Origin of the sequence: Caballeronia ptereochthonis, assembly GCF_001545075.1 — a bacterium.
GTDB lineage: Bacteria > Pseudomonadota > Gammaproteobacteria > Burkholderiales > Burkholderiaceae > Caballeronia > Caballeronia ptereochthonis.
Genome location: NZ_FCOB02000005.1, coordinates 217,171 through 238,594, shown reverse-complemented (window position 1 = coordinate 238,594; position 21,424 = coordinate 217,171). Strand labels below are relative to the sequence as shown.

Here is a 21,424-nt window from a genome sequence, read left to right as displayed (position 1 = left end):
TTGAGTTGAGTGCCGCTCAGAAGGCGAGCGCGTCCGGATCGTCTTCGAGCGTGGACGCCGCCTGAAGCACCTCGGGCGCGATCTCGGGCAGGACCGAGCCGAACAGGACGTGCGCCTCGCGCACGGGCGCGAACGAGCGCCGGTGATGCTCGCACGGGCCATGCTCGCGCAGCGCCTTCAGATGCTGAGGCGTGCCGTAGCCCGAATGCGCGTCGAAGCCGTACACCGGATACGTCTCGTGCAGTTCCAGCAGCATGCGGTCGCGCGTGACTTTCGCGAGAATCGATGCCGCCGAGATCTGCTTGACGAGCGCGTCGCCGCCGATCACCGCTTCCGAGCGGATCGACAGCACCGGGCAGCGGTTGCCGTCCACTTTGACGAGCGTCGGCGCGATGGAAAGCCCTTCCACTGCGCGCTTCATCGCGAGCATGCTCGCGTGCAGGATATTGATGGTGTCGATTTCCTCGACGCTCGCCGACGCGATGCAATACGCGAGCGCGCGATCGACGATCTTTTCGTAGAGTTCTTCACGCTTCCTGGCGGTCAGGACCTTGGAATCGTCGAGGCCGTTGATCCGGGGCTTGGCCGGATCGAAAATGACCGCCGCGGCCACGACCGGCCCCGCGAGAGGGCCGCGCCCCGCCTCGTCCACGCCGCAAATGACGTCGAAGGGCGAGCTGAAATCGAGCCCGCCCTGCTTCGACGTCTGCTTTGCCTGACGCGCCATTATCGCGGCCTCCGCGTGTCGAGCACCCGCGCCACGGCTTCGGCCGCCTTCTGCGACGTATTCTGGCGCAGCGCGATATGCATGTCGGTGAAAATTTCTCTCAGCGTACGGCGGTTCGCCTCGTCGTTCAACTGTTTCAGCGTGGCGTCGGCGAGCGCCTCGGGCGCCGCGAAGTGCTGGAGAATCTCCGGCACCACGAAGCGTCCGGCGAGAATGTTCGGCAGCCCGACATAGGGCAGATAACCCTGCCGCTTCATGATCTGACCCGTCAGCCAGGGCACCTTGTAGGAGATGACCATCGGCTTCTTGAGCAGCGCCGCCTCCAGCGTCACCGTGCCGCTTTTCACGAGGATCGCGTCGGCGGCGGTCATCGCGGTTTGCGCACGGCCGTCGGTGACCGTCAGCGAGAGACGCGGATGCGCATCCACGAGCGGCTGCAGCAGTTCGCGCAGCGCTGGATTCGCCGCCGGCATCAGGAAGCGCACACCCGGCTCGCGAAGCTGCATCAGCTCCATCGCGTCGAAGAAGGTCGGGCCGATCAGCGAGATTTCCGAGCGGCGGCTGCCCGGCAGCACGGCGATCACCGGACCGCCCTCGGCGATGCCGAGCTCTCGGCGTGCGCCCATCGTGTCCGGTTCGAGCGGAATCTCGTCCGCCAGCGGGTGACCGACGTAGCTCGCCGCCACGCCCGCCTTTTCCAGCAGCGCCGTCTCGAACGGAAATACGCAGAGCATGTGATCGACCGCTTTCACGATCTTCTTGATGCGCCCGCCGCGCCACGCCCAGATCGACGGGCACACGAAATGGACGGTCGGGATGCCCGCTTCGCGCAAGGGCTGCTCGAGGCCGAAATTGAAATCGGGCGCGTCCACGCCCACGAAAACCGAAGGCGGCTCCGCAAGCAACTGACGCTTGATCTCGTTGCGGATGCCGAGAATCTCGGGAATGTGCTTCAGCGCTTCGACGTAGCCGCGCACGGTCAGCTTGTCCATCGGCCAGTGCGCCTCGAAGCCTTCGGCCGTCATGCGCGGGCCGCCGATGCCGCTATAGCGCGTGCCCTCGGGCAGTGCGTTCCGCAGGCCTGCGAGCAGCGACGCCGCGAGCAGGTCGCCAGAAGGCTCGCCCGCGACCATCGCGACGCGCGGCGGATGGGTGATCAGGGTCATCGGGCGGCGTGTCTAGCGGATGATGCCGCGCTGCGACGCCGCGATGAAGTCGGAAAATGCCCTGACGGGCTCGTCGCCCTCACCGCCCGCCGTGCTCAGCTCCGCCAACTGCACCTTCGCCTCCTCGAGCGACAGGCCGCTCTTGTAGACGATGCGGTACGCCGAGCGCAGCGCCGAGATGGCGTCGGGCGTGAAGCCGCGGCGGCGCAGGCCCTCGACGTTGATGCCGTGCGGCTCCGCCTTGTTGCCCGCCGCGATGACGAACGGCGGCACGTCCTGCACGAGCGCCGATGCGCCGCCGAGCATGGAATGCGCGCCGATGCGCACGAACTGATGCACGCCCGACATGCCGCCGACGATCGCGTGATCGCCGACGATCACGTGCCCCGCCAGTTGCGCGTTGCTCGACATGATGACGTTGTTGCCGAGACGGCAGTCATGGCCGACGTGCACGTACGCCATGATCCAGCAGTCGCTGCCGATCGACGTCAGGCCCTGGTCTTGCACCGTGCCCGTGTGCAGCGTCGTGAATTCGCGGATGGTATTGCGGTCGCCGATTTCGAGGCGCGTCGGCTCGCCCTTGTACTTCATGTCCTGCGGCCGGCCGCCGATCGACGCGTAATGGCCGATGCGGTTGTCGCGGCCGATCGTCGTATGGCCTTCGATCACGCTGTGCGAGCCGACGGTCGTGCCCGCGCCGATCACGACGTGCGAACCGACGATCGCATACGGCCCGATCTCGACGGACTCGTCGAGCTGGGCGCCCGGCTCGATGATCGCGGTTGGGTGAATCTTGCTCATGCGCTTTTCGCCTATGCTGTTCGTGCTGCTCGTTACGATGAACGCGGGGTGAACGCAAATGCGCTCAGGCGTCCGTGTTCTTGACGGTACACATGAGCTCGGCTTCGGCGGCGGTTGCGCCGTCCACTTCGGCGCGCGCCTTGAACTTCCAGATGCCCCGCATGTACCGCTCGAAATGAACGTTGAGGATCAGCTGATCGCCCGGCTCCACCACGCGCTTGAAGCGCGCGCCGTCGATGCCGACGAAGTAGTAGAGCGTCGTGGTCGGATCGTGCGGCTCTTCCGCGAACGTCAGAAGCGCCGCGGTCTGTGCGAGCGCCTCGAGGATCAGCACGCCCGGCATCACCGGACGCGTCGGGAAGTGGCCCTGGAAATACGGCTCGTTGATCGTCACGTTCTTCAACGCTTTGATACTCTTGTGCGGCTCAAGTTCGAGCACGCGGTCCACGAGCAGGATCGGATAGCGATGCGGCAGCAGCGTGAGGATCTTGTGGATGTCGAGATTGATTTTTTCTGTGCTCATGGTCGTTCTGCTCACGCGCGCGTCCGGCGCGGAAATTGGATGGCGGGCCGTGTTCGACGCCCGCCCGGGATTGCTGTGTCTCTTGGGCGGCTCGAAGCGGCCCGCTCTTGATTCTGCTTCGGCTCTTCGTTCGACCGAGCCCGGCGCCTAGGCGCCGTCGTTCTTGCCCGAATCGGCGAGCGCCGTCTCCAGCGCTTTGATGCGTTCGCGCATCTTGTCGAGATTGCGCATGATCGCCGCGCTCTTGTTCCAGTCGGCGTGCGGCACCGCCGGAAAGGCGCTGGTATACATGCCCGGCTTCAGGAGCGACTTCGACACGCCCGACTGCGCCGTGACGATCACGTAATCCGCCAGCGTCACGTGGCCGGCAATGCCCACCGCGCCGCCGATCATGCAATGCCGGCCGATGTTCGTGCTGCCCGCGATGCCCGCGCAACCGGCAATGACCGTGTACGCACCGATGCGGCAGTTATGGCCGATCTGCACGAGATTGTCGATCTTCACGCATTCCTCGATGACGGTATCCGCCATCGCGCCGCGGTCGATCGTCGTGTTCGCGCCGATTTCTACGTCGTCGCCGATGTCCACCGCGCCGACTTGCGGGATCTTCACCCAGCTTCCGGTGCGCGCATCGCCCTCGCCGACGAAATCCGGCGCGAAGCCGAAGCCGTCCGCGCCGATCACCGCGCCCGCATGCACGATCACGCGCGCGCCGAGCTTGCAGCCGTGATAGAGGGTGACATTGGGATACAGATGCACGTCGTCGCCGAGCTTCACGCCCCGGCCGACGACTGCGCCCGCATCGAGCTTCACGCGCTCGCCCACCACCGCGCCCGCCTCGACGGTCACGTGCGGACCGATGACCGCGCTTGCCGCGACCTTCGCGTCCGGATCGACGTAAGCGCTCGGATGCACGCCCGGAACCGCCTTCGGCGCGGCCAGGTCGATGAACGCCTGCGCCACGCGCGCGAAGTAAGCGTAGGGGTTCGGCGTGACGATGAAATTACTGCCCGCGCGATTCGTGACCTTGTCGAGATCGGCGCCCGAAATCAGCACTGCGCCGGCGCGCGTCGTCTCGACCTGCGGCAGGTACTTCTGATTCGCGAGAAACGCGAGCTGGGCGGGACCGGCCTTGTCGAGCGGTGCGAGACTCTCGACGCGATGCGCCCCGTCGCCGACCACTTCGCCGCCGAAGCGCTTGACCAGATCGTCGAGCGTGATCGCCATGCCTGATGCCATCTCGTCTCAGTCCTCGTCAGTTCGGGCTCGAGCCCGCGCCGTTCGGCGTCGTGGCGGCGAGCGCCTTCAGCACCTGATCCGTGATGTCGATGCGCGGGCTCACATACACCGCCTCCTGCACGATCAGGTCATAGTGCTGCTGTTCCGCGATCTGCTTGATCACCTTGTTCGCCCGGTCCAGCACGGCCGCCAGTTCCTCGTTGCGGCGCTGGTTCAGGTCTTCGCGGAATTCGCGCTGCTTGCGCTGGAAGTCCGCGTCGAGTTGCGCGAGGTCGCGCTGGCGCGCCGCGCGGTCCGTCGGCGACATCGAGGAACCGTTCTTGTCGATGTTGTCCGACATGGCCTTGAGGCGCTGCGCCATGTCCTGCAGCCCCTTGTCGCGCTTCGAGAATTCCTGTTCGAGCTTCGACTGCGCCGCCTTCGCCGCGGCAGATTCGCGCAGGATGCGGTCGGAATTGACCGCCGCGATGCGTGCTTCCTGTGCGCTCGCGCTGGCAGTCGCGCCCAAGCCGAGAACCATCGACAACGCAAGCGCCAGCGCCATATGTTTCGAAAGCTTACCGGTTCGCAAAGTGTTCCTCACGTTACGTCGAATTGAGTGAAGTTCGGGTTCATCGGAGCGCCGCTTAGAAAGCCGTACCGATCTGGAACTGGAACTTCTGATACTGGTCGCCTTCGTGCTTCTGCAGCGGGAAGCCGAGGCTCAGCTTGAGCGGGCCGATCGGCGAGATCCACGCGAGACCCACACCGTAGCCGTAGCGCAGGCCGTTCGCGCCGGTGCTGGTGCCGCCCTGGCCCGGATCGCCCCAGACGTTACCGGCATCGAGGAAGGTGAACACACGCAGCGTGCGGTCATAACCCGTGCCCGGCAGCGGGAACGTCAGCTCGATATTGCCGACCGCCATGCGCGAGCCGCCGATCGGGTCGCCCGTCGTCGCGTCACGCGGACCCAGCGAGCTCGGCGAGTAGCCGCGCACCGAACCGATACCGCCCGCGTAGTAGTTCTTGAAGATCGGGTAGGTCTGCCCTTGCAGGCCCTTGCCGTAGCCGCCCTGCAGGTTGAAGCCGAGCACGAAGCCCCGCGCGAACGAGTAGTAGTACTGGAACTGCGCGTCGAACTTCGCGTAGGTGGTGTTGCCGAGCGGCGTGCCGTATTCCGCGTTCGACTGCAGGTAGTAGCCGCGGCTCGGAACCAGCGCGCTGTCGCGATTGTCGCGCGACCAGCCGACCGTCAGCGGGTAGTTGTTCACCACGCGCCCGAACTCGTTCACGTAGTTGATGTACGACTTCGGCGTGGCCGAGTCGACGTCCATCGTGTTCTGCTCGGCGCCGACGCCGAAGAACACCGTGTCCTGCTCGGAGAACGGGATGCCGAACTTGGTGTCGGCACCCATCGTGATGATCTTGAAGCTCGAATCCGTCGAGTAGTACAGCGGCTGGTACGTGCGGTAGTAGGCATCGGTGATGCGCTTGATGCCGTCGATCGTGAAGTACGGATCGACCTGCGTGACCGTCAGCGTGCGGTAGGTCTTCGCGGTGTTCACGTTGACCGAAAGGCTCGTGCCCGAGCCGAACACGTTGTCCTGCGAGACGCCCGCCGAGAGCACCACCTTGTCCGTCGACGAGAAGCCGGCACCCAGCGTGATCGCGCCGGTCGGCTTTTCCGCGACCTTCACGTCCACGTCGACCTGGTCGTTCGTGCCTTCCACGGGGGTCGTGGTGACGTCCACATCGGTGAAGTAGCCGAGGCGGTTGATGCGGTCCTTCGACAGCGCGAGGCGGCTCGAATCGAACCACGAGCTCTCCAGCTGGCGCATCTCGCGGCGGACCACTTCGTCGCGCGTGCGCGTATTGCCGACGATGTTCACGCGCCGCACGTACACGCGGCGGCTCGGGTCGACTTGCAGCGTCAGCGCCACGGTGTGGTTCGCCTGGTCGATATCCGGCTGCGCATTCACCTGTGCGAACGCATAGCCGTATTCGCCGAGCTTGTCGACGATCGCCTTGGTCGTCGCCTGCAGCTTCTCGGCCGAGAACCGCTCGCCCGGCTTGATCTTCACGAGCTTGTTGAGCTCGGCCTCGCGGTCGAGCAGGTTGCCCGAGAGCTTGATGCTGCTGATCTTGTACGGCTCGCCTTCGTGCACGGCGATCGTCAGATACATGTCCTTCTTGTCCGGTGAGATCGACACCTGCGTGGAGTCGATGCTGAACTCGAGGTAGCCGCGGTTCAGGTAGTACGAGCGCACGTTCTCGAGGTCGCCCGTCAGTTTTTCCTTCGCGTAGAGATCGCTCTTCGTGTACCACGAGAACCAGTTCGGCGTGGAGAGCTGCATTTCGCCGAGCAGCGTGCTCGAGCTGACCGCCTTGTTGCCGACGAAGTTGATCTGGCGAATCTTGGCGCTCGGGCCTTCGGCGACCGAGAACAGAATGGCGACGCGGTTGCGGTCGACCGGCGTCACGGTGGTCGTGACTTCCGCCGCGTAGTAGCCGCGCGTCAGGTACTGGCGCTTGAGCTCCTGCTCCGCCTTGTCGACGAGCGCCTTGTCGTACGAGCGGCCCTGAGACAGACCGACGGAGCGCAGCGCCTTGGTCAGGTTGTCCTTGTCGAACTCGTGCAGACCCGCGAAATCGATGCTCGAGATCGCCGGGCGTTCCTGCACCTGCACGATCACCACGTTGCCCTCGGTGGCGATCTGAACGTCGTTGAAGAAGCCCGTCGCATAGAGCGCGCGAATCGCTTCGGAGGCCTTGTCGTCGGTGAAGGTGTCGCCTTGCTTGATCGGCAGATAAGCGAACACGGAGCCCGGTTCGATGCGCTGAAGACCGTCGATCCGAATATCCTGCACGACGAACGGCGTGGTGGCGTGTGCCGCCATACCCGTCGCGGCCAATGCCGCAGCCACAGCCGTCTTAGGAACAAAGCGATGAGGTTTGAACAACGTGCTTCCCCAGTATTTTTAAAGCTGCATTCGTTCCGGCGGACGCTTGAAAGGCGCCGCCAGAAATTGTCAAAGTGGATCAGAAACGAATCAGGCGAGCGAGGTCGTTGAACAGTGCGATCATCGACAGCGCGACGATGCAGACCAGGCCCGCCCTTTGCAGAACCAGCTGCCAGCGATCGGATACCGCTTTGCCGGTAACGGCCTCAACCAAATAATATAACAGATGGCCACCGTCCAATACCGGAATCGGTAACAAGTTCAACACTCCGAGGCTGATGCTGACGAGCGCGAGAAACGACACGAAGGCCGCCAGACCGAGCCTTGCGCTCTTGCCCGCGTAGTCCGCGATCGTGACCGGCCCCGAGAGATTCTTGAGCGACGCCTCGCCGACGATCATCCGCCCGAACATGCGCAGGGAATACACGCTGATGTCCCAGGTGCGGTTCACGCCGAGACGCAGGCTTTCGAGCGGCCCGTAGCGCACGTCGACCGTCGGCAGCTGATTCGAGAGCGCCGCGCCGATGCGGCCGATTTCCTTGCCAGTCGACGCATCGCGCTTGATGTCCGGCACGATCTGCACGGATTCCCGCTTGCTTTGGTTGCCAACGCCGCGCTCGATCACGAGCGTCACGGGCTTCGCGCCATGCGCCTTCACGTAGTCGATGAAGCTCGTCGCGTTGTCGACCACGCGGCCGTCGATCGCGCGCAGCGTGTCGCCCGGCTTCAGGCCGCTCTTCTGCGCGGCGCTGCCCGCCTCGACGCCCGCCACCGTGAGCGTGCCGCCGCCCGGCGCGAAGCCGAGCTTGTCCATGAAGTCCTGGTCGGCGTCCGCGTCGGTGACGCCCGCGACGCTCACCGGAAAGTCGAAGGTGCCGTCGTGCGTCTTCGCCGTCAGCACGACGCGGCGATGGTCGAACGCGGCGTCGAGCAGCTTCCAGCGCAGGTCGGACCAGGAACGGATCGCGTGCGTCTCGCCGCCCTGGGCGTCGCGCATCGAGAGAATCCTCTCGCCGCCCTCGAAGCCCGCGCGCGCGGCCGCGGTGTCCGTCGCGGGCTGCGAGACGATCGCCGCGGGCTCGGTGACGCCGCCCGCGAACACGGCCGAAAACAGCGCGATCGCGAGCAGGAAGTTGGCGACGGGTCCCGCCGCGACGATCGCGATGCGCTTGCCGACGTTCTGGCGGTTGAAGGCGCGCGGCAGATCCTCGGCGGGAATCGTCGTGCCGCTCCCGGGATCGATCTCGCGCTCGTCGAGCATCTTCACGTAGCCGCCGAGCGGCAGCGCGGCGATGATCCATTCGACGCCCGTCTTCTTGCTGACCCAACGCGCGAGCGGCTTGCCGAAACCGACGGAAAAACGCAGCACCTTCACGCCGCACATTCGTGCGACGCTGTAATGACCGAATTCGTGGACGACGACAAGCACGCCTATCGCGACGACGAAGGCGACGATTTCGGTCAGAAAGTTCATGACGGCCTCAATGGGCGATGGGTTCGGCGCCTGGCGCGCTCGCGGTGAGCTCTGCGACGAAACGGGATGCGAGACGGCGCGCGTTCGCATCGGCGGCGAGGACGTCGTCGAGCGAGGCGGCGCTCGTGTTCGGCAACGCGTTCAGCACGCGCTCCACCACGCCGCCGATCGCCATGAAGCCGATCCGGCGCTCGAGGAACGCTTCCACGGCGATTTCGTTCGCCGCGTTCAGCGCCGCGCTCGCGATGCCGCCCGCTTCCAGCGCCTGGATGGCGAGCGCGAGGCACGGGAAACGCGCAAAGTCGGGCTTTTCGAACGTGAGCGAGGCGACGAGCGCGAGATCGAGCGGCGCCACGCCCGAGTCCACACGATCAGGATACGCCAGCGCGTGGGCAATCGGCGTGCGCATGTCCGGATTGCCGAGCTGTGCGAGCACCGAGCCGTCGGCGTAGGACACCATCGAATGGATCACGCTCTGCGGATGGATCAGCACCTCGATGCGCGAGCCCGGAAGATCGAAGAGCCAGTGCGCCTCGATCACTTCGAGGCCCTTGTTCATCATCGTCGCGGAATCGACGGAGATCTTGCGGCCCATCGCCCAGTTCGGGTGCTTGACGGCCTCCTCGGGCGTGACATTCACCAGCGTCGCCGGCTCGCGCGTGCGGAACGGGCCGCCGGACGCCGTCAGGATGATTTTCGACACGCCGCCGTGCAGCTTCGCTTCCTTGTCCGCGCAAGGCGGCAGGCACTGGAACACGGCGTTGTGCTCGCTGTCGACCGGCAGCAGGATCGCGCCGTTGTCGCGCACCGCGTCCATGAAGATCTGGCCGGACATCACGAGCGCTTCCTTGTTGGCAAGCAGGATACGTTTACCGGCGCGCGCGGCGGCGAGCGTGGGCGCGAGGCCCGCCGCGCCGACGATGGCCGCGACGACCGTATCGCACTGCGCCGCGCGGGCGGCTTCGACGAGTGCTTCGGGGCCGTGCGTCACCTCGGTCCTGCAGCCTTGAGCGCGCAAGACGGCCGCGACGCGCGCCGCGGTTTCGGCGTCGCCGACGACCGCCACTTCGGGCTGGAATTTCAGGCACTGGGCGACGAGCTTGTCGCCGTTGCGGTGAGCGGTGAGCGCGTAGACCGAGAACCGGTCCGGGTGCCGCGCCACGACGTCGAGCGTGCTATCGCCGATCGAGCCCGTGGAGCCGAGCAATGTGAGACGTTTTTGCATAAATTCTTCTCTAGCCGAGCATCAGCAATGCGATCGGCAATACAGGCAACAATGCGTCGATGCGGTCGAGCACGCCGCCGTGGCCCGGCAGCAGACCGCTCGAATCCTTGACGCCGGCCTGGCGCTTCAGGAGCGACTCGAACAAGTCGCCGATGACGCTGAACGCGACGAGCACGGTGAACGCGACGAACGAGCGGTCCCAGCCGAGACGCTCCGCGAAGGCCGTGAATACGGTCGGCGCATAGAAGCCGGTGGCGGCGGCGAGCGCGCCGATCACGATGACGGCGAGCCACCCGCCGATGGCGCCCTCCCAGGTCTTGCCCGGGCTGATCGACGGGGCGAGCTTGTGGCGGCCGAGTGCTTTTCCGGCGAAGTATGCGCCTATATCAGCCAGCCAGACTACTAGCAGAAGCGATAGCACGAACGCCACGCCCCGCGTGCGGGCGTCGACGACCGCATGCCAGCAGGCGACGAACACGACGATGCCCGCGAACAGCAGGAAAGCGCGCCACGCGCCGGCGGCCAGCGTCGGCTTGCGCAGCAGCACGTAGGGGCCGGCGAGCACCCAGAAGATGCCGGCCATCTGGTACAGCGGCTTCGACGCGACCCCGAGCCAGGTGCTGAAAACGAGCGCGATGCCCGCGACGAGCGCGTAGGCGACGGGCCCCGCCCCATTCAGCTTCAGGAGCCGCCCCCACTCCCAGGCCGCGAACACGACGACGAATCCGATCAGCGCTCCGAAAGCGCCGACCGGCGCGAACAGCGTGATCGGCAGGAGAACAGCCAGCAGAACGATTGCCGTGATGACACGGGTCTTTAGCATGAAAGGGTGTCGGCTTTCTGCGATTGGGATTCGACTTGCGCGCTCGTGCGCCCGAAGCGGCGCTCGCGGCCGCCGTACGACTCGATCGCGCGATCCAGGGCGGCGGCGTCGAAGTCCGGCCAGTAGGTGTCGGTGAAATAGAACTCGGTGTACGCGAGCTGCCACAGCAGGAAGTTGCTGATGCGCTGCTCGCCGCCCGTGCGGATGAACAGGTCCGGCTCCGGCGCGTAGGCCATCGCGAGATGCTGGGCGAAGGACTCGTCATCCACGCGCGCAGGCACGCCCGTTTCCAGGGACTGCGTGATGAGCTTCCTGGTCGCCTGCATGATGTCCCAGCGCCCGCCGTAGTTGGCGGCGATGGTGAGCGTCAGGCGCGTATTGCGGGCCGTCTTGGTCTCGGCGCGCTGGATCAGCGCGCGAATGCGGTCGTTGAACATGGAGATGTCGCCGACGACGCGCAGACGGATGCCGTTCGCGTGCAGCTTGCCGATCTCGCGCTCGAGCGCGGTCACGAAAAGACGCATCAGGAACGAGACTTCCTCGGTCGGACGGCGCCAGTTCTCCGAACTGAACGCGAAGAGCGTGACGAATTCGACGCCGCGCAGCGCGCAGCTTTCGACGGTCGCGCGGACCGCATCGACGCCACGCGTGTGACCGGCGACGCGCGGCAGGCGCCGCTCGGTCGCCCAACGGCCATTGCCGTCCATGATGATCGCGACGTGGCGCGGGACAGCCGCGACATCGGGCACGGTAACGGTAGAGCTGGTATAGGTCATGGCCGCTGAATCTTTAAATCTGAAGAAGTGAGAGCCAGCCTCAATGTAAGCGCTCGAGGCTGGCGAAACCGTTTCTACGGCCTCACACCGTCATGATTTCGGATTCTTTGGTTTGAACGAGCTTGTCGATTTCGGCGACGAACTTGTCGGTGAGCTTCTGGACTTCGTCGCTCGCGCGGCGCTCGTCGTCTTCCGAGATCTCCTTGTCCTTGACAAGCTTCTTCAGTTGATCGTTCGCGTCGCGGCGCAGGTTGCGCACGGCGACCTTCGCCGTCTCGCCTTCGCTCTTCACGACCTTCGAGAGCTCGCGGCGGCGCTCTTCGGTGAGCGCGGGCATCGGCACGCGGATCAGGTCGCCCTGCGTGGCCGGGTTCAGGCCGAGATCCGATTCGCGGATCGCCTTCTCGATCACCGCGACCATCTTCTTTTCCCACGGCTGCACGCCGATCGTGCGGGCGTCGACGAGCGTCATGTTCGCCACCTGGGAAATGGGTACGTTCGAGCCGTAGTAGTCGACCTGGATGTGATCGAGCAGGCCCGTGTGGGCGCGGCCCGTGCGAATCTTGGCGAGATCGGCCTTGAACGCCTCGATCGACCGCTGCATTTTCTGGTCGACGCCTTTTTTGATGTCAGCCACACTCATTTGAACCTCCAAACCTGGTTTTATGCGACAAGCAGCGCCTGGCGCGCATGGCCCGTGCCTCGCGCGCCGCGCCCGATACCGCGAGAGTTTACACGTGGACGAGCGTCCCTTCGTCGTCGCCTTGCACGATGCGCTTCAATGCGCCCGGCTTCGTGATGGAGAACACGCGAATCGGCAGCTTCTGGTCGCGGCACAATGCGAACGCCGTGGCGTCCATCACCTGCAGATTGCGGCTGATCGCCTCGTCGAAGCTGATCGTGCCGTAGCGCGTCGCGCTCGGATCCTTCTTCGGGTCGGCGGAGTATACGCCATCGACCTTCGTCGCCTTCAGCACCACTTCGGCGCCGATCTCCGAGCCGCGCAGCGCGGCCGCCGTGTCCGTCGTGAAGAACGGGTTGCCCGTGCCGGCCGCGAAGATTACGACCTTGCCCTCTTCCAGTTGACGGATCGCGCGCGGACGGATGTACGGCTCAACCACCTGATCCATGCGCAGCGCCGACTGTACGCGCGCCTCGATGCCCGCGTGGCGCATCGCATCCTGCAGCGCGAGCGCGTTCATCATCGTGGCGAGCATGCCCATGTAGTCGGCGGTTGCGCGATCCATGCCGGCCGCGCCACCCGCGACACCACGGAAGATGTTGCCGCCGCCGATCACGACGGCCAATTGCGTTCCGATCCGCACTACCTCCGCGATATCCGCCACCATCCTTTCGATCGTTGCGCGATTGATGCCGAAAGCATCGTCGCCCATGAGGGCTTCGCCGGAGAGTTTGAGGAGTACGCGTTTGTAGGCTGTGGGCATATGAGGTTCCGATCGCGCCGAGGAAGGTTGCAACAACTTAGAACTGTAGGGGTGAAACAATATTTACCGCAAGCGGGCCGGATCGGGCGGCGGGCGCGGTAGATAAGGGTTAACCCCCAATCTACCGCGCCCGCTGCGTTGTGCGAACCGGATCGCTGAATTCGTGCGGCGGAGCACCGCCCGAGTACCGCCAAGCCCGACGCGTGGCCGCGCTATGGCAGCACACGCTTCTTAAGATTGCCTTAGGACTGCTTCGCCGCAGCGACTTGTGCCGCGACTTCCGCCGCGAAGTCGTCCTGACGCTTCTCGATGCCCTCGCCGACCACGAACAGCGCGAACTTCTGCACCGAGGCGTTGGCTGCCTTGAGCATCTGCTCGATCGTCTGCTTGTCGTTCTTCACGAACGGCTGGTTCAGCAGCGACACTTCCTTCAGGTACTTCTGAATGCTGCCGTCGACCATCTTCGCGACGATCTCGGCCGGCTTGCCGGATTCAGCCGCCTTCTGCTCGGCGATGCTGCGCTCCTTGGCGATCAGGTCGGCCGGCACTTCGTCCGACGACAGCGAGACCGGCTTCATCGCGGCGACGTGCATCGCCACGTCCTTGCCCACTTGATCGTCCGCGCCGGTGAACTCGACCAGCACGCCGATACGCGTGCCGTGCAGGTACGACGCGATCTTGTTCGCCGATTCGAAGCGCACGAAACGGCGGATCGACAGGTTTTCGCCGATCTTGCCGACGAGCGCGAGGCGCACGGCGTCGACCGTCGAGCTTTCCAGCGGCAGCGCCGACAGCGCGGCGACGTCGGCCGGGTTCTGCTTCGCGACCAGTTCGGCGACGGCCTTGCCGAACGTCATGAAGTCGTCGTTCTTCGCGACGAAGTCGGTTTCGCAGTTCAGCTCGACGAGCGCGCCCACGCCGCCTTCGACGTGCGCCACGACGATGCCTTCCGCCGTCACGCGCGACGCCGCCTTGCTCGCCTTGTTGCCGAGCTTCACGCGCAGCAACTCTTCCGCGCGCGCCATGTCGCCGTCGGCTTCCGTCAGCGCCTTCTTGCATTCCATCATGGGCGCATCGGTCTTCGCGCGCAGTTCTGCCACCATGCTTGCGGTAATTGCCGCCATCATTCGCTCCTTGAGTCTGTTTGATACGTGCCGCCGGCTCGAAAAACCGCCCACGGCAAAAAAATGGGTTACTGCCATCGCGCCGGCTTAAAAAAAAGGGGCCTTTCGCAAAGCCCCCTTTTTTGTCGGCCGCAGGGCTCGATTACGCCTCTGCGTTGACCTCGACGAACTCGTCGCCTTCGCCGTTGCGCACGGCCTGGACCACGTCGTTCACCGCGTTCGCGCGGCCTTCGAGGATCGCGTCCGCGACGCCCTCGGCGTACAGCGCCACGGCCTTGCTCGCGTCGTCGTTACCCGGGATCACGTAGTCGATGCCTTCCGGCGAGTGGTTCGTGTCGACCACGGCGATGACCGGAATGCCGAGCTTCTTCGCTTCCGTGACAGCGATCTTGTGGTAGCCGACGTCGATCACGAAGATCGCGTCAGGAATGCCGCCCATGTCCTTCACGCCGCCGATCGACTTTTGCAGTTTGGCGATTTCGCGTTCGAATAGCAGCGCTTCCTTCTTGCTCATGCGCTCGGTTTCACCCGATTCCACTGCCGCTTCCATGTCCTTCAGGCGCTTGATCGAAACCTTCAGCGTCTTGAAGTTGGTCAGCATGCCGCCGAGCCAGCGGGCGTTGACGAAAGGCATGCCTGCGCGCTGCGCTTCCTGCGCGATGGTGTCGCGCGACTGGCGCTTCGTGCCGACGAAAAGAATCGTGCCGCGGTTCGCTGCCAACTGACGCACGTACTTCAGCGCGTCGTTGTAGAGCGGCAGCGTCTTTTCGAGGTTGATGATGTGAATCTTGTTGCGATGACCGAAGATGTACGGGGCCATCTTGGGGTTCCAGAAGCGCGTTTGGTGACCGAAGTGGACGCCGGCTTCCAGCATTTGACGCATCGTGACTGCCATGAAATTCTCCGCGAGGGTTGGGTCTTAAGCCGGCTGCCGCATCCAGCACCCGGTTCCTGCGGCTGACCCGCCTCCCGAGCGCCGGACACCCTGGGTGCGCCGGCTTGCGATTCGACTAAAACGATGTTTCCAAGCCGAGATCCGCAACGCTGCCCCGATTATCGATTATCCGAGGAAATCATGACGGCGATATGGATTACGACTTAGCCCGTAAGTATAGCATGTGAGGATTGCGAGGCTCAAGCCGCCTGTCAGGTGCGGCCGAGGCGCGGCTGACGCGCCGCCCCTTGTCTCCGGGCCGCCAGCTCCCAACTATCCGGGTGCGGCGCATTTCTTAAGGTGCGATAATGCCGCTTTCGCGGCGCACGGCCGCATACACGCAATTCCGAGCCAAGTCATGTCCATTACGCTGAAAAACGACCACGATATCGCGCAGATGCGCGTCGCCTGCCGGCTCGCCAGCGAAGTGCTCGATTTCATCACGCCGCACATCGTTCCCGGCGTGACGACCGAAGAACTCGATCGCCTCTGCCACGACTATATGGTGAAGGAACAGGGCACCGTTCCCGCACCGCTGAATTACCAGCCGCCCGGCTACCCGCCGTACCCGAAGGCCACCTGCATCTCGGTGAACGACGTGATCTGTCACGGAATTCCCGGCGAAAAGGTGCTCAAGAACGGCGACGCCCTCAACATCGACATCACCGTCATCAAGAACGGCTATTTCGGCGACACGAGCCGCATGTTCATCGTGGGCGAGGGCTCGATCCTTGCGAAGCGCCTCGTGCAGACCACCTTCGACTGCATGTGGCTCGGCATCGATCAGGTGCGCCCGGGCGCGCATCTGGGCGATATCGGGCACGCCATCCAGAAGCACGCCGAGGCGCAGGGCTACAGCGTCGTGCGGGAGTATTGCGGCCACGGCATCGGCCAGGTGTTCCACGAGGAGCCGCAGGTGCTGCACTACGGCCGTCCGAGCACGGGCATCGAACTGCAGGCGGGCATGATCTTCACCGTCGAGCCGATGATCAACGCCGGCCGCCGCGAAATCCGCACCATGCCGGACCAGTGGACCGTCAAGACGCGCGATCGCAGCCTGTCCGCGCAGTGGGAGCACACGGTGCTCGTCACGCCGACCGGCTACGAAGTGCTGACCGTCTCGACGGGCACGCAGGCGCCGTCTCAGCTGATCGCGGCGACCGCCTGATTTCGCGTCTTCCGGCGCCCGCCGCGTCTGCACGCGGGTGCAACCCCCTGTCGTCCTCGCCACTTTCCATCTATGAGCGTCACCGCCGCCGTCGCCACGCCCTGTGAAACGTTGCGCGCCGCCTACAAGGCGGCGAAGGCGGCGCTCATCGAACGCTTTCAGACGGCGTCGAACGTCGAGCCGCTGATGCACGCCCTCGCCCGCGCCACCGACGACGCCCTCACGGGCGCCTGGGCCGCCTGCGAGATGCCGGACAACGCCGCGCTCGTCGCGGTCGGCGGCTACGGACGCGGCGAGCTCGCGCCCTATTCCGATGTCGACATCCTCGTCCTGCTGCCCGACACGGCGCCCCAGAGCGACGACGCCGATCTCAACGGGCGCGTCGAGCGCTTCATCGGCATGGCGTGGGATCTGGGGCTCGATATCGGCAGCAGCGTGCGTTCGGTCGCGCAGTGCATCGCCGAGGCGGACAACGACATCACCGTGCAGACCTCGCTGCTCGAAGCGCGGCGCATCTGCGGCGACACGCAGCTGTTCAAGCGCTTTTCGGAGCGCTACCACGAGACGCTCGACCCGCGCGCGTTCTTCCAGGCAAAAGTGCTGGAAATGCGCCAGCGTCACGCGAAGTTCCAGGACACGCCGTACAGCCTGGAACCGAACATCAAGGAAAGCCCCGGCGGCCTGCGCGATCTCCAGCTGATCCTGTGGATCGCGCGCGCGGCGGGCTTCGGCAGCAGCTGGCGCGAGCTCGACTCGCGCGGGCTCATCACCGAGCGCGAGGCGCGCGAGCTGCGCCGCAACGAAGGCTTTCTGAAGGCGTTGCGCGCGCGGCTGCACGTGATCGCGAAACGCCGCCAGGACATTCTCGTCTTCGACTTGCAGACGCCGCTCGCCGAGAGCTTCGGCTTCGAGGCGACGACGGCCAAGCGCGCGAGCGAGCAGCTGATGCGCCGCTATTACTGGGCGGCGAAAGCCGTCACGCAACTCGCGACCATCCTCATCCAGAACGTCGAGGCACAGCTTTTTCCTTCGACGAGCGGCATCACGCGCGTGATCAACGGGCGCTTCGTCGAGAAGCAAGGCATGCTGGAAATCGCGCGTGACGACGTGTTCGAGCGCGAGCCGCACGCGATTCTCGAAGCATTCCTGCTCTACGAGCAGACGCGCGGCATCAAGGGCCTCTCCGCGCGCACGCTGCGCGCGATCTACAACGCGCGCGACCTGACGGACCGCGACTGGCGGCGCGATCCGGAAAACCGGCGGCTCTTCATGGAGATCCTGAAGCAGCCCGAAGGCATCACGCACGCACTGCGGCTCATGAACCAGACGAGCGTGCTCGGGCGCTATCTGCTCAACTTCCGGCGCATCGTCGGGCAGATGCAGCACGACCTCTATCACGTCTACACGGTCGATCAGCACATCCTGATGGTGCTGCGCAACCTGCGGCGCTTCGCGATCGCCGAGCATGCGCACGAGTACCCGTTCTGCAGCCAGCTGATGGGCAACTTCGAGCGCCCGTGGGTGCTCTACGTCGCGGCGCTCTTCCACGACATCGCGAAAGGCCGCGGCGGCGATCATTCGACGCTCGGCATGGCCGACGCCCGGCGCTTCTGCCGCGAGCACGACATCGGGCAGGAAGACACGGAGCTGATCGTCTGGCTCGTGCAGCAGCATCTGACGATGAGCCAGGTCGCGCAGAAGCAGGACACGAGCGATCCCGAAGTGATCAAGCACTTCGCATCGGTCGTGACGACGGAGCGGCGGCTCACCGCGCTGTATCTGCTGACCGTCGCGGATATCCGCGGCACGAGCCCGAAAGTGTGGAACAACTGGAAGGGCAAGCTCCTCGAAGACCTCTTCCGCGCGACGCAGGCCGTGCTGGGCGGCGCCGAGCCGGATACGCATTCGGAACTCAAGTCGCGCCAGGAAGCCGCACTCGCGCTGCTGCGGCTCGAAACCGTCCCGGAACACGCGCAGAAGCGGCTCTGGGACCAGCTCGACGTCGGCTATTTCCTGCGGCACGATCCGGCCGACATCGCCTGGCAGACGCGCGTGCTGTACCGTCACGTCGAGAGCGACGAGCCGATCGTGCGCGCGCGGCCCTCGCCCATCGGCGCGGCGCTGCAGGTGCTCGTGTACCTGAAGGACCGGCCGGATCTCTTCGCCGGCATCTGCGCGTACTTCGACCGGAACGGCCTCTCCGTGCTCGATGCACGCGTGACGACGACGCGCCACGGCTACGCGCTCGACAACTTTCTCGTCGCGCATCCGGATCACGACGGGAGTTATCGCGACATCGCCAATCTCGTCGAGCAGCAACTGGCCGCGCTACTGACGGACGAGCGCATTCTGCCGGAGCCGTCGAAGGGCCGCGTGTCGCGGCTCGTGCGCACGTTTCCGATCACGCCGCGCGTGGACCTGCGTCCCGACGACCGCGGCCAGTACTACATCCTCTCCGTGTCGGCCAACGACCGGCAAGGCCTTCTTTATTCGATCGCGCGCGTTCTCGCGCAACACCGGATCGGCGTGCAGGCGGCGCGGATCAACACCCTCGGCGAACGCGTCGAGGACGTGTTCCTGCTCGACGGCAAGAGCCTGTCGAACAACCGCACCCAGATCCAGGTCGAGACCGAACTGCTGCGCGCGATCGCAGCCTGATACTTTATGCGCGTCAAACTGACAGCCAAACATCCGCGTCCCACCTCGGCGACGCGAACGCCGGTTCGTTCCGGCAGTGCCACCGGGCGCAAGCCTGTTCATGCGCCGCCGGCGGAAGCGCGCCCGAAGCGCGCGAGCCAGCCGGCCGCGGACAAGCGCGCGGATGCGCCGCGCGAATCGCGTGCGTTCAAATCGCGCGGCGACGATTCGCGTCCGGGTTCGGGTCCGCGCAAGTCATTCGAAGGCCGCCCGCCCGCACGTGGCGAGCGCGCGTCGGGCGGCGAGGAGCGTCGCGCGTTCAAACCGCGTGGCGATGATTCGCGCCCTGCTTTCGGCGATCGCGGCCCGCGCAAGCCGTTCGAAGGTCGTCCGCAGGCGCGCGGCGAGCGCCCATCGGGCGGCGACGAGCGTCGCACGTTCAAACCGCGTGGTGGCGATGATTCGCGCCTCGCTTTCGGCGATCGCGGTCCGCGCAAGCCGTCCGAAGGCCGTCCGCCGGCGCGTGGCGAGCGCGCGTCGGGCAGCGACGAGCGCCGCGCGTTCAAACCGCGTGGCGGCGATGATTCGCGCCCCGCTTTCGGCGATCGCGGTCCGCGCAAGCCGTCCGAAGGCCGTCCGCCGGCGCGTGGCGAGCGCCCATCGGGCAGCGAGGAGCGTCGCGCGTTCAAACCGCGTGGCGATGATTCGCGCCCTGCTTTCGGCGATCGCGGTCCGCGCAAGCCGTCCGAAGGTCGTCCGCAGGCGCGTGGCGAGCGTGCATCGGGCGGCGAGGAGCGTCGCGCGTTCAAACCGCCTGGCGATGATTCGCGCCCTGCTTTCGGCGATCGCGGTCCGCGCAAGCCGTCCGAAGGTCGTCCGCAGGCGCGTGGTGAGCGCCCATCGGGCAGCGACGAGCGCCGCAGGTTCAAACCGCGCGGCGATGATTCGCGCCCCGCATTCGGCGATCGCGGTCCGCGCACGGCGCGCCGCGAAGAAAACGAGCGCCCATTTGCTCGGCGCGAAGAACGCAGCGAAGCACGCAAGCCGGCGCCGAGAGCCGCAGCCAAACCGGTCGCCCCCGCGCCGGCCGCCGAGTCCGCGCCGAAGCACCGCGCCCATGACGACGGTCTCGTGCGCCTGTCGAAAGTCATGTCGGAACTCGGTCTTTGCTCGCGCCGCGAAGCCGACGAATGGATCGAGAAAGGCTGGGTGCTCGTCGACGGAGAAGTCATCGACACGCTCGGCACACGCATCCGCCCGACGCAGAACATCGAGATCCTGCCCGCCGCGCACTCCGCGCAATCGCAACGGGTCACGATCCTTCTGCACAAGCCGGTGGGCTTCGTGTCGGGCCAGGCGGAAGACGGCTACGAGCCGGCCGTGACGCTCATCAATCCGGCCAATCACTGGAACGAGGACCGCTCGGGCATCCGTTTCTCGCCGGGCCATCTGCGCACGCTCGCGCCGGCGGGCCGTCTCGACATCGATTCGACGGGCCTGCTCGTGCTCACGCAGGACGGCCGCATCGCGAAGCAGTTGATCGGCGGCCATTCGGAAGTCGACAAGGAGTACCTCGTGCGCGTGCGCTTCGGCGAGCACACGGTCGACGTCGACCGGCACTTGCCCGCCGAGAAGCTCGCGCTGCTGCGTCATGGCCTCGAGCTCGACGGCGTGCCGCTCAAGACGGCGCAGGTAAGCTGGCAAAACGGCGAGCAGCTTCGCTTCGTGTTGCGCGAAGGCAAGAAACGCCAGATCCGCCGCATGTGCGAACTCGTCGGGCTGGAAGTCGTCGGCCTGAAACGCATCCGCATGGGGCGCGTCGCGCTCGGCGCGCTGCCGCCCGGGCAGTGGCGCTACCTCGCGCCGAACGAGAGCTTCTGAGTAAACCGAAAATCCCGCGCGTACGTCCGATCGAACGTACGTGCTGGATTCTGCTGCGTCGCAAAAATGCGACGTTCCAGCGAAGAAATCGGCACGATGCAGCCCCGATCGTGCCTTTTCGTTTTTGGCCGTTTTTTGGCTAAAGAAAATGAATCATCGATCCGTTACACCGGTCAGGCGGATGCGCGCGGCCGCACCGCTCGGCTTCAGGTGGACGGCAGCAGGATCAGCATTGAACGGCATTGAGGGAGAATCGGCATGTCAGTTGAGATCATCGTTCGTGAGACGGGAACCGGTCTTGAGATCGTGAGCGGCCGACGACGGCTCGAAGCCCTGCTCGCCCTGCGCGACGAAGTCGTCGTGATGAGTCCCGGCGTCGGCGAAATGGTGATCGCCCGCCTGCCGGACGGACGCTTGCAGGCGTCCGCAAATCCGGAGCACGTCGCACTGTTCCGCCAGCCCGATATCAGCGGCAATCCGAAAACCCTGGCGTAAAGAAAAAGCCGCTCCCCGCGGAACGGCCTTCTGCGTGGTGATGCCCT

At 65.4% G+C, this 21,424-nt stretch carries 19 protein-coding genes; 4 read left to right on the top strand and 15 right to left on the bottom strand.

Features of this window, described 5'->3' with window-relative positions; all coding sequences use genetic code 11:
* Positions 1-16 precede the first annotated feature (16 nt).
* The 15 genes from rnhB to rpsB all read right to left on the bottom strand — a co-directional run bounded on the left by rnhB (position 17) and on the right by rpsB (position 15,157).
* Positions 17-727: a ribonuclease HII gene (rnhB, locus tag AWB83_RS07435; RefSeq protein WP_087043794.1), complete on the bottom strand. Its 711-nt coding sequence runs from the start codon at positions 725-727 to the stop codon at positions 17-19.
* Positions 727-1,893, bottom strand: a complete 1,167-nt coding sequence (gene lpxB, locus AWB83_RS07430; protein ID WP_087043791.1) for a lipid-A-disaccharide synthase — start codon at positions 1,891-1,893, stop codon at positions 727-729. Before lpxB ends, rnhB begins: the two co-directional genes overlap by 1 nt.
* 12 nt (positions 1,894-1,905) lie before the next feature.
* On the bottom strand, positions 1,906-2,694 hold the full coding sequence (gene lpxA / locus AWB83_RS07425; RefSeq protein ID WP_087043789.1) for an acyl-ACP--UDP-N-acetylglucosamine O-acyltransferase: 789 nt from the start codon (positions 2,692-2,694) through the stop codon (positions 1,906-1,908).
* A 64-nt stretch (positions 2,695-2,758) separates the two neighbouring features.
* Positions 2,759-3,217 carry a 3-hydroxyacyl-ACP dehydratase FabZ gene (gene fabZ / locus AWB83_RS07420; protein ID WP_087043787.1) on the bottom strand — a complete coding sequence of 153 codons (459 nt, stop codon included), beginning with the start codon at positions 3,215-3,217 and terminating at the stop codon, positions 2,759-2,761.
* Between the two features lie 147 nt (positions 3,218-3,364).
* Positions 3,365-4,444: a UDP-3-O-(3-hydroxymyristoyl)glucosamine N-acyltransferase gene (gene lpxD, locus AWB83_RS07415; RefSeq protein WP_087043785.1), complete on the bottom strand. Its 1,080-nt coding sequence runs from the start codon at positions 4,442-4,444 to the stop codon at positions 3,365-3,367.
* Between the two features lie 28 nt (positions 4,445-4,472).
* Positions 4,473-5,000, bottom strand: coding sequence for an OmpH/Skp family outer membrane protein (locus tag AWB83_RS07410; protein ID WP_087043784.1), 528 nt, complete (start codon positions 4,998-5,000; stop codon positions 4,473-4,475).
* A gap of 82 nt (positions 5,001-5,082) precedes the next feature.
* The gene (gene bamA, locus AWB83_RS07405) at positions 5,083-7,395 is read right to left on the bottom strand and encodes an outer membrane protein assembly factor BamA (RefSeq protein WP_087043782.1); all 2,313 of its coding nucleotides are present in this window, start codon (positions 7,393-7,395) and stop codon (positions 5,083-5,085) included.
* Between the two features lie 79 nt (positions 7,396-7,474).
* A complete protein-coding gene (rseP, locus tag AWB83_RS07400; protein ID WP_087043780.1) occupies positions 7,475-8,869 on the bottom strand; it encodes an RIP metalloprotease RseP in 1,395 nt (464 codons plus the stop codon).
* Between the two features lie 7 nt (positions 8,870-8,876).
* Positions 8,877-10,094 carry a 1-deoxy-D-xylulose-5-phosphate reductoisomerase gene (locus tag AWB83_RS07395; protein ID WP_087043778.1) on the bottom strand — a complete coding sequence of 406 codons (1,218 nt, stop codon included), beginning with the start codon at positions 10,092-10,094 and terminating at the stop codon, positions 8,877-8,879.
* Positions 10,095-10,104: 10 nt separating this feature from the next.
* Positions 10,105-10,917 (bottom strand): phosphatidate cytidylyltransferase, encoded by an 813-nt coding sequence (locus AWB83_RS07390; RefSeq protein WP_087043776.1) that lies wholly within the window; start codon positions 10,915-10,917, stop codon positions 10,105-10,107.
* Positions 10,911-11,693: a polyprenyl diphosphate synthase gene (uppS, locus tag AWB83_RS07385; protein WP_087043774.1), complete on the bottom strand. Its 783-nt coding sequence runs from the start codon at positions 11,691-11,693 to the stop codon at positions 10,911-10,913. The genes AWB83_RS07390 and uppS overlap by 7 nt, the downstream gene beginning before the upstream one ends.
* 82 nt (positions 11,694-11,775) lie before the next feature.
* On the bottom strand, positions 11,776-12,336 hold the full coding sequence (frr, locus tag AWB83_RS07380) for a ribosome recycling factor (RefSeq protein WP_087043772.1): 561 nt from the start codon (positions 12,334-12,336) through the stop codon (positions 11,776-11,778).
* Positions 12,337-12,424: 88 nt separating this feature from the next.
* Positions 12,425-13,138 carry a UMP kinase gene (pyrH, locus tag AWB83_RS07375; protein ID WP_087043770.1) on the bottom strand — a complete coding sequence of 238 codons (714 nt, stop codon included), beginning with the start codon at positions 13,136-13,138 and terminating at the stop codon, positions 12,425-12,427.
* Between the two features lie 242 nt (positions 13,139-13,380).
* On the bottom strand, positions 13,381-14,262 hold the full coding sequence (gene tsf, locus AWB83_RS07370) for a translation elongation factor Ts (protein WP_087043923.1): 882 nt from the start codon (positions 14,260-14,262) through the stop codon (positions 13,381-13,383).
* Between the two features lie 142 nt (positions 14,263-14,404).
* The gene (gene rpsB / locus AWB83_RS07365) at positions 14,405-15,157 is read right to left on the bottom strand and encodes a 30S ribosomal protein S2 (RefSeq protein ID WP_087043768.1); all 753 of its coding nucleotides are present in this window, start codon (positions 15,155-15,157) and stop codon (positions 14,405-14,407) included.
* A 397-nt stretch (positions 15,158-15,554) separates the two neighbouring features.
* On the opposite strand from rpsB, the gene map reads away from it, so the two are divergent.
* From map to AWB83_RS07345, 4 genes are all read left to right on the top strand, one after another.
* A complete protein-coding gene (map, locus tag AWB83_RS07360) occupies positions 15,555-16,364 on the top strand; it encodes a type I methionyl aminopeptidase (protein WP_087043766.1) in 810 nt (269 codons plus the stop codon).
* Between the two features lie 72 nt (positions 16,365-16,436).
* On the top strand, positions 16,437-19,022 hold the full coding sequence (locus AWB83_RS07355) for a [protein-PII] uridylyltransferase (protein ID WP_087043764.1): 2,586 nt from the start codon (positions 16,437-16,439) through the stop codon (positions 19,020-19,022).
* Positions 19,023-19,028: 6 nt separating this feature from the next.
* Positions 19,029-20,882 carry a pseudouridine synthase gene (locus AWB83_RS37830; protein WP_087043762.1) on the top strand — a complete coding sequence of 618 codons (1,854 nt, stop codon included), beginning with the start codon at positions 19,029-19,031 and terminating at the stop codon, positions 20,880-20,882.
* Between the two features lie 258 nt (positions 20,883-21,140).
* Positions 21,141-21,377, top strand: coding sequence for a hypothetical protein (locus tag AWB83_RS07345; RefSeq protein ID WP_062606840.1), 237 nt, complete (start codon positions 21,141-21,143; stop codon positions 21,375-21,377).
* Positions 21,378-21,424 lie beyond the last annotated feature (47 nt).

Coding starts and splice junctions, on each gene's coding strand:
- rnhB (WP_087043794.1), bottom strand. CDS start 727: ATGGCGCGTCAGGCAAAGCAGACGTCGAAGCAGGGCGGGCTCGATTTC.
- lpxB (WP_087043791.1), bottom strand. CDS start 1,893: ATGACCCTGATCACCCATCCGCCGCGCGTCGCGATGGTCGCGGGCGAG.
- lpxA (WP_087043789.1), bottom strand. CDS start 2,694: ATGAGCAAGATTCACCCAACCGCGATCATCGAGCCGGGCGCCCAGCTC.
- fabZ (WP_087043787.1), bottom strand. CDS start 3,217: ATGAGCACAGAAAAAATCAATCTCGACATCCACAAGATCCTCACGCTG.
- lpxD (WP_087043785.1), bottom strand. CDS start 4,444: ATGGCGATCACGCTCGACGATCTGGTCAAGCGCTTCGGCGGCGAAGTG.
- AWB83_RS07410 (WP_087043784.1), bottom strand. CDS start 5,000: ATGGCGCTGGCGCTTGCGTTGTCGATGGTTCTCGGCTTGGGCGCGACT.
- rseP (WP_087043780.1), bottom strand. CDS start 8,869: ATGAACTTTCTGACCGAAATCGTCGCCTTCGTCGTCGCGATAGGCGTG.
- AWB83_RS07395 (WP_087043778.1), bottom strand. CDS start 10,094: ATGCAAAAACGTCTCACATTGCTCGGCTCCACGGGCTCGATCGGCGAT.
- AWB83_RS07390 (WP_087043776.1), bottom strand. CDS start 10,917: ATGCTAAAGACCCGTGTCATCACGGCAATCGTTCTGCTGGCTGTTCTC.
- uppS (WP_087043774.1), bottom strand. CDS start 11,693: ATGACCTATACCAGCTCTACCGTTACCGTGCCCGATGTCGCGGCTGTC.
- frr (WP_087043772.1), bottom strand. CDS start 12,336: ATGAGTGTGGCTGACATCAAAAAAGGCGTCGACCAGAAAATGCAGCGG.
- pyrH (WP_087043770.1), bottom strand. CDS start 13,138: ATGCCCACAGCCTACAAACGCGTACTCCTCAAACTCTCCGGCGAAGCC.
- tsf (WP_087043923.1), bottom strand. CDS start 14,262: ATGGCGGCAATTACCGCAAGCATGGTGGCAGAACTGCGCGCGAAGACC.
- rpsB (WP_087043768.1), bottom strand. CDS start 15,157: ATGGCAGTCACGATGCGTCAAATGCTGGAAGCCGGCGTCCACTTCGGT.
- map (WP_087043766.1), top strand. CDS start 15,555: ATGTCCATTACGCTGAAAAACGACCACGATATCGCGCAGATGCGCGTC.
- AWB83_RS07355 (WP_087043764.1), top strand. CDS start 16,437: ATGAGCGTCACCGCCGCCGTCGCCACGCCCTGTGAAACGTTGCGCGCC.
- AWB83_RS37830 (WP_087043762.1), top strand. CDS start 19,029: ATGCGCGTCAAACTGACAGCCAAACATCCGCGTCCCACCTCGGCGACG.
- AWB83_RS07345 (WP_062606840.1), top strand. CDS start 21,141: ATGTCAGTTGAGATCATCGTTCGTGAGACGGGAACCGGTCTTGAGATC.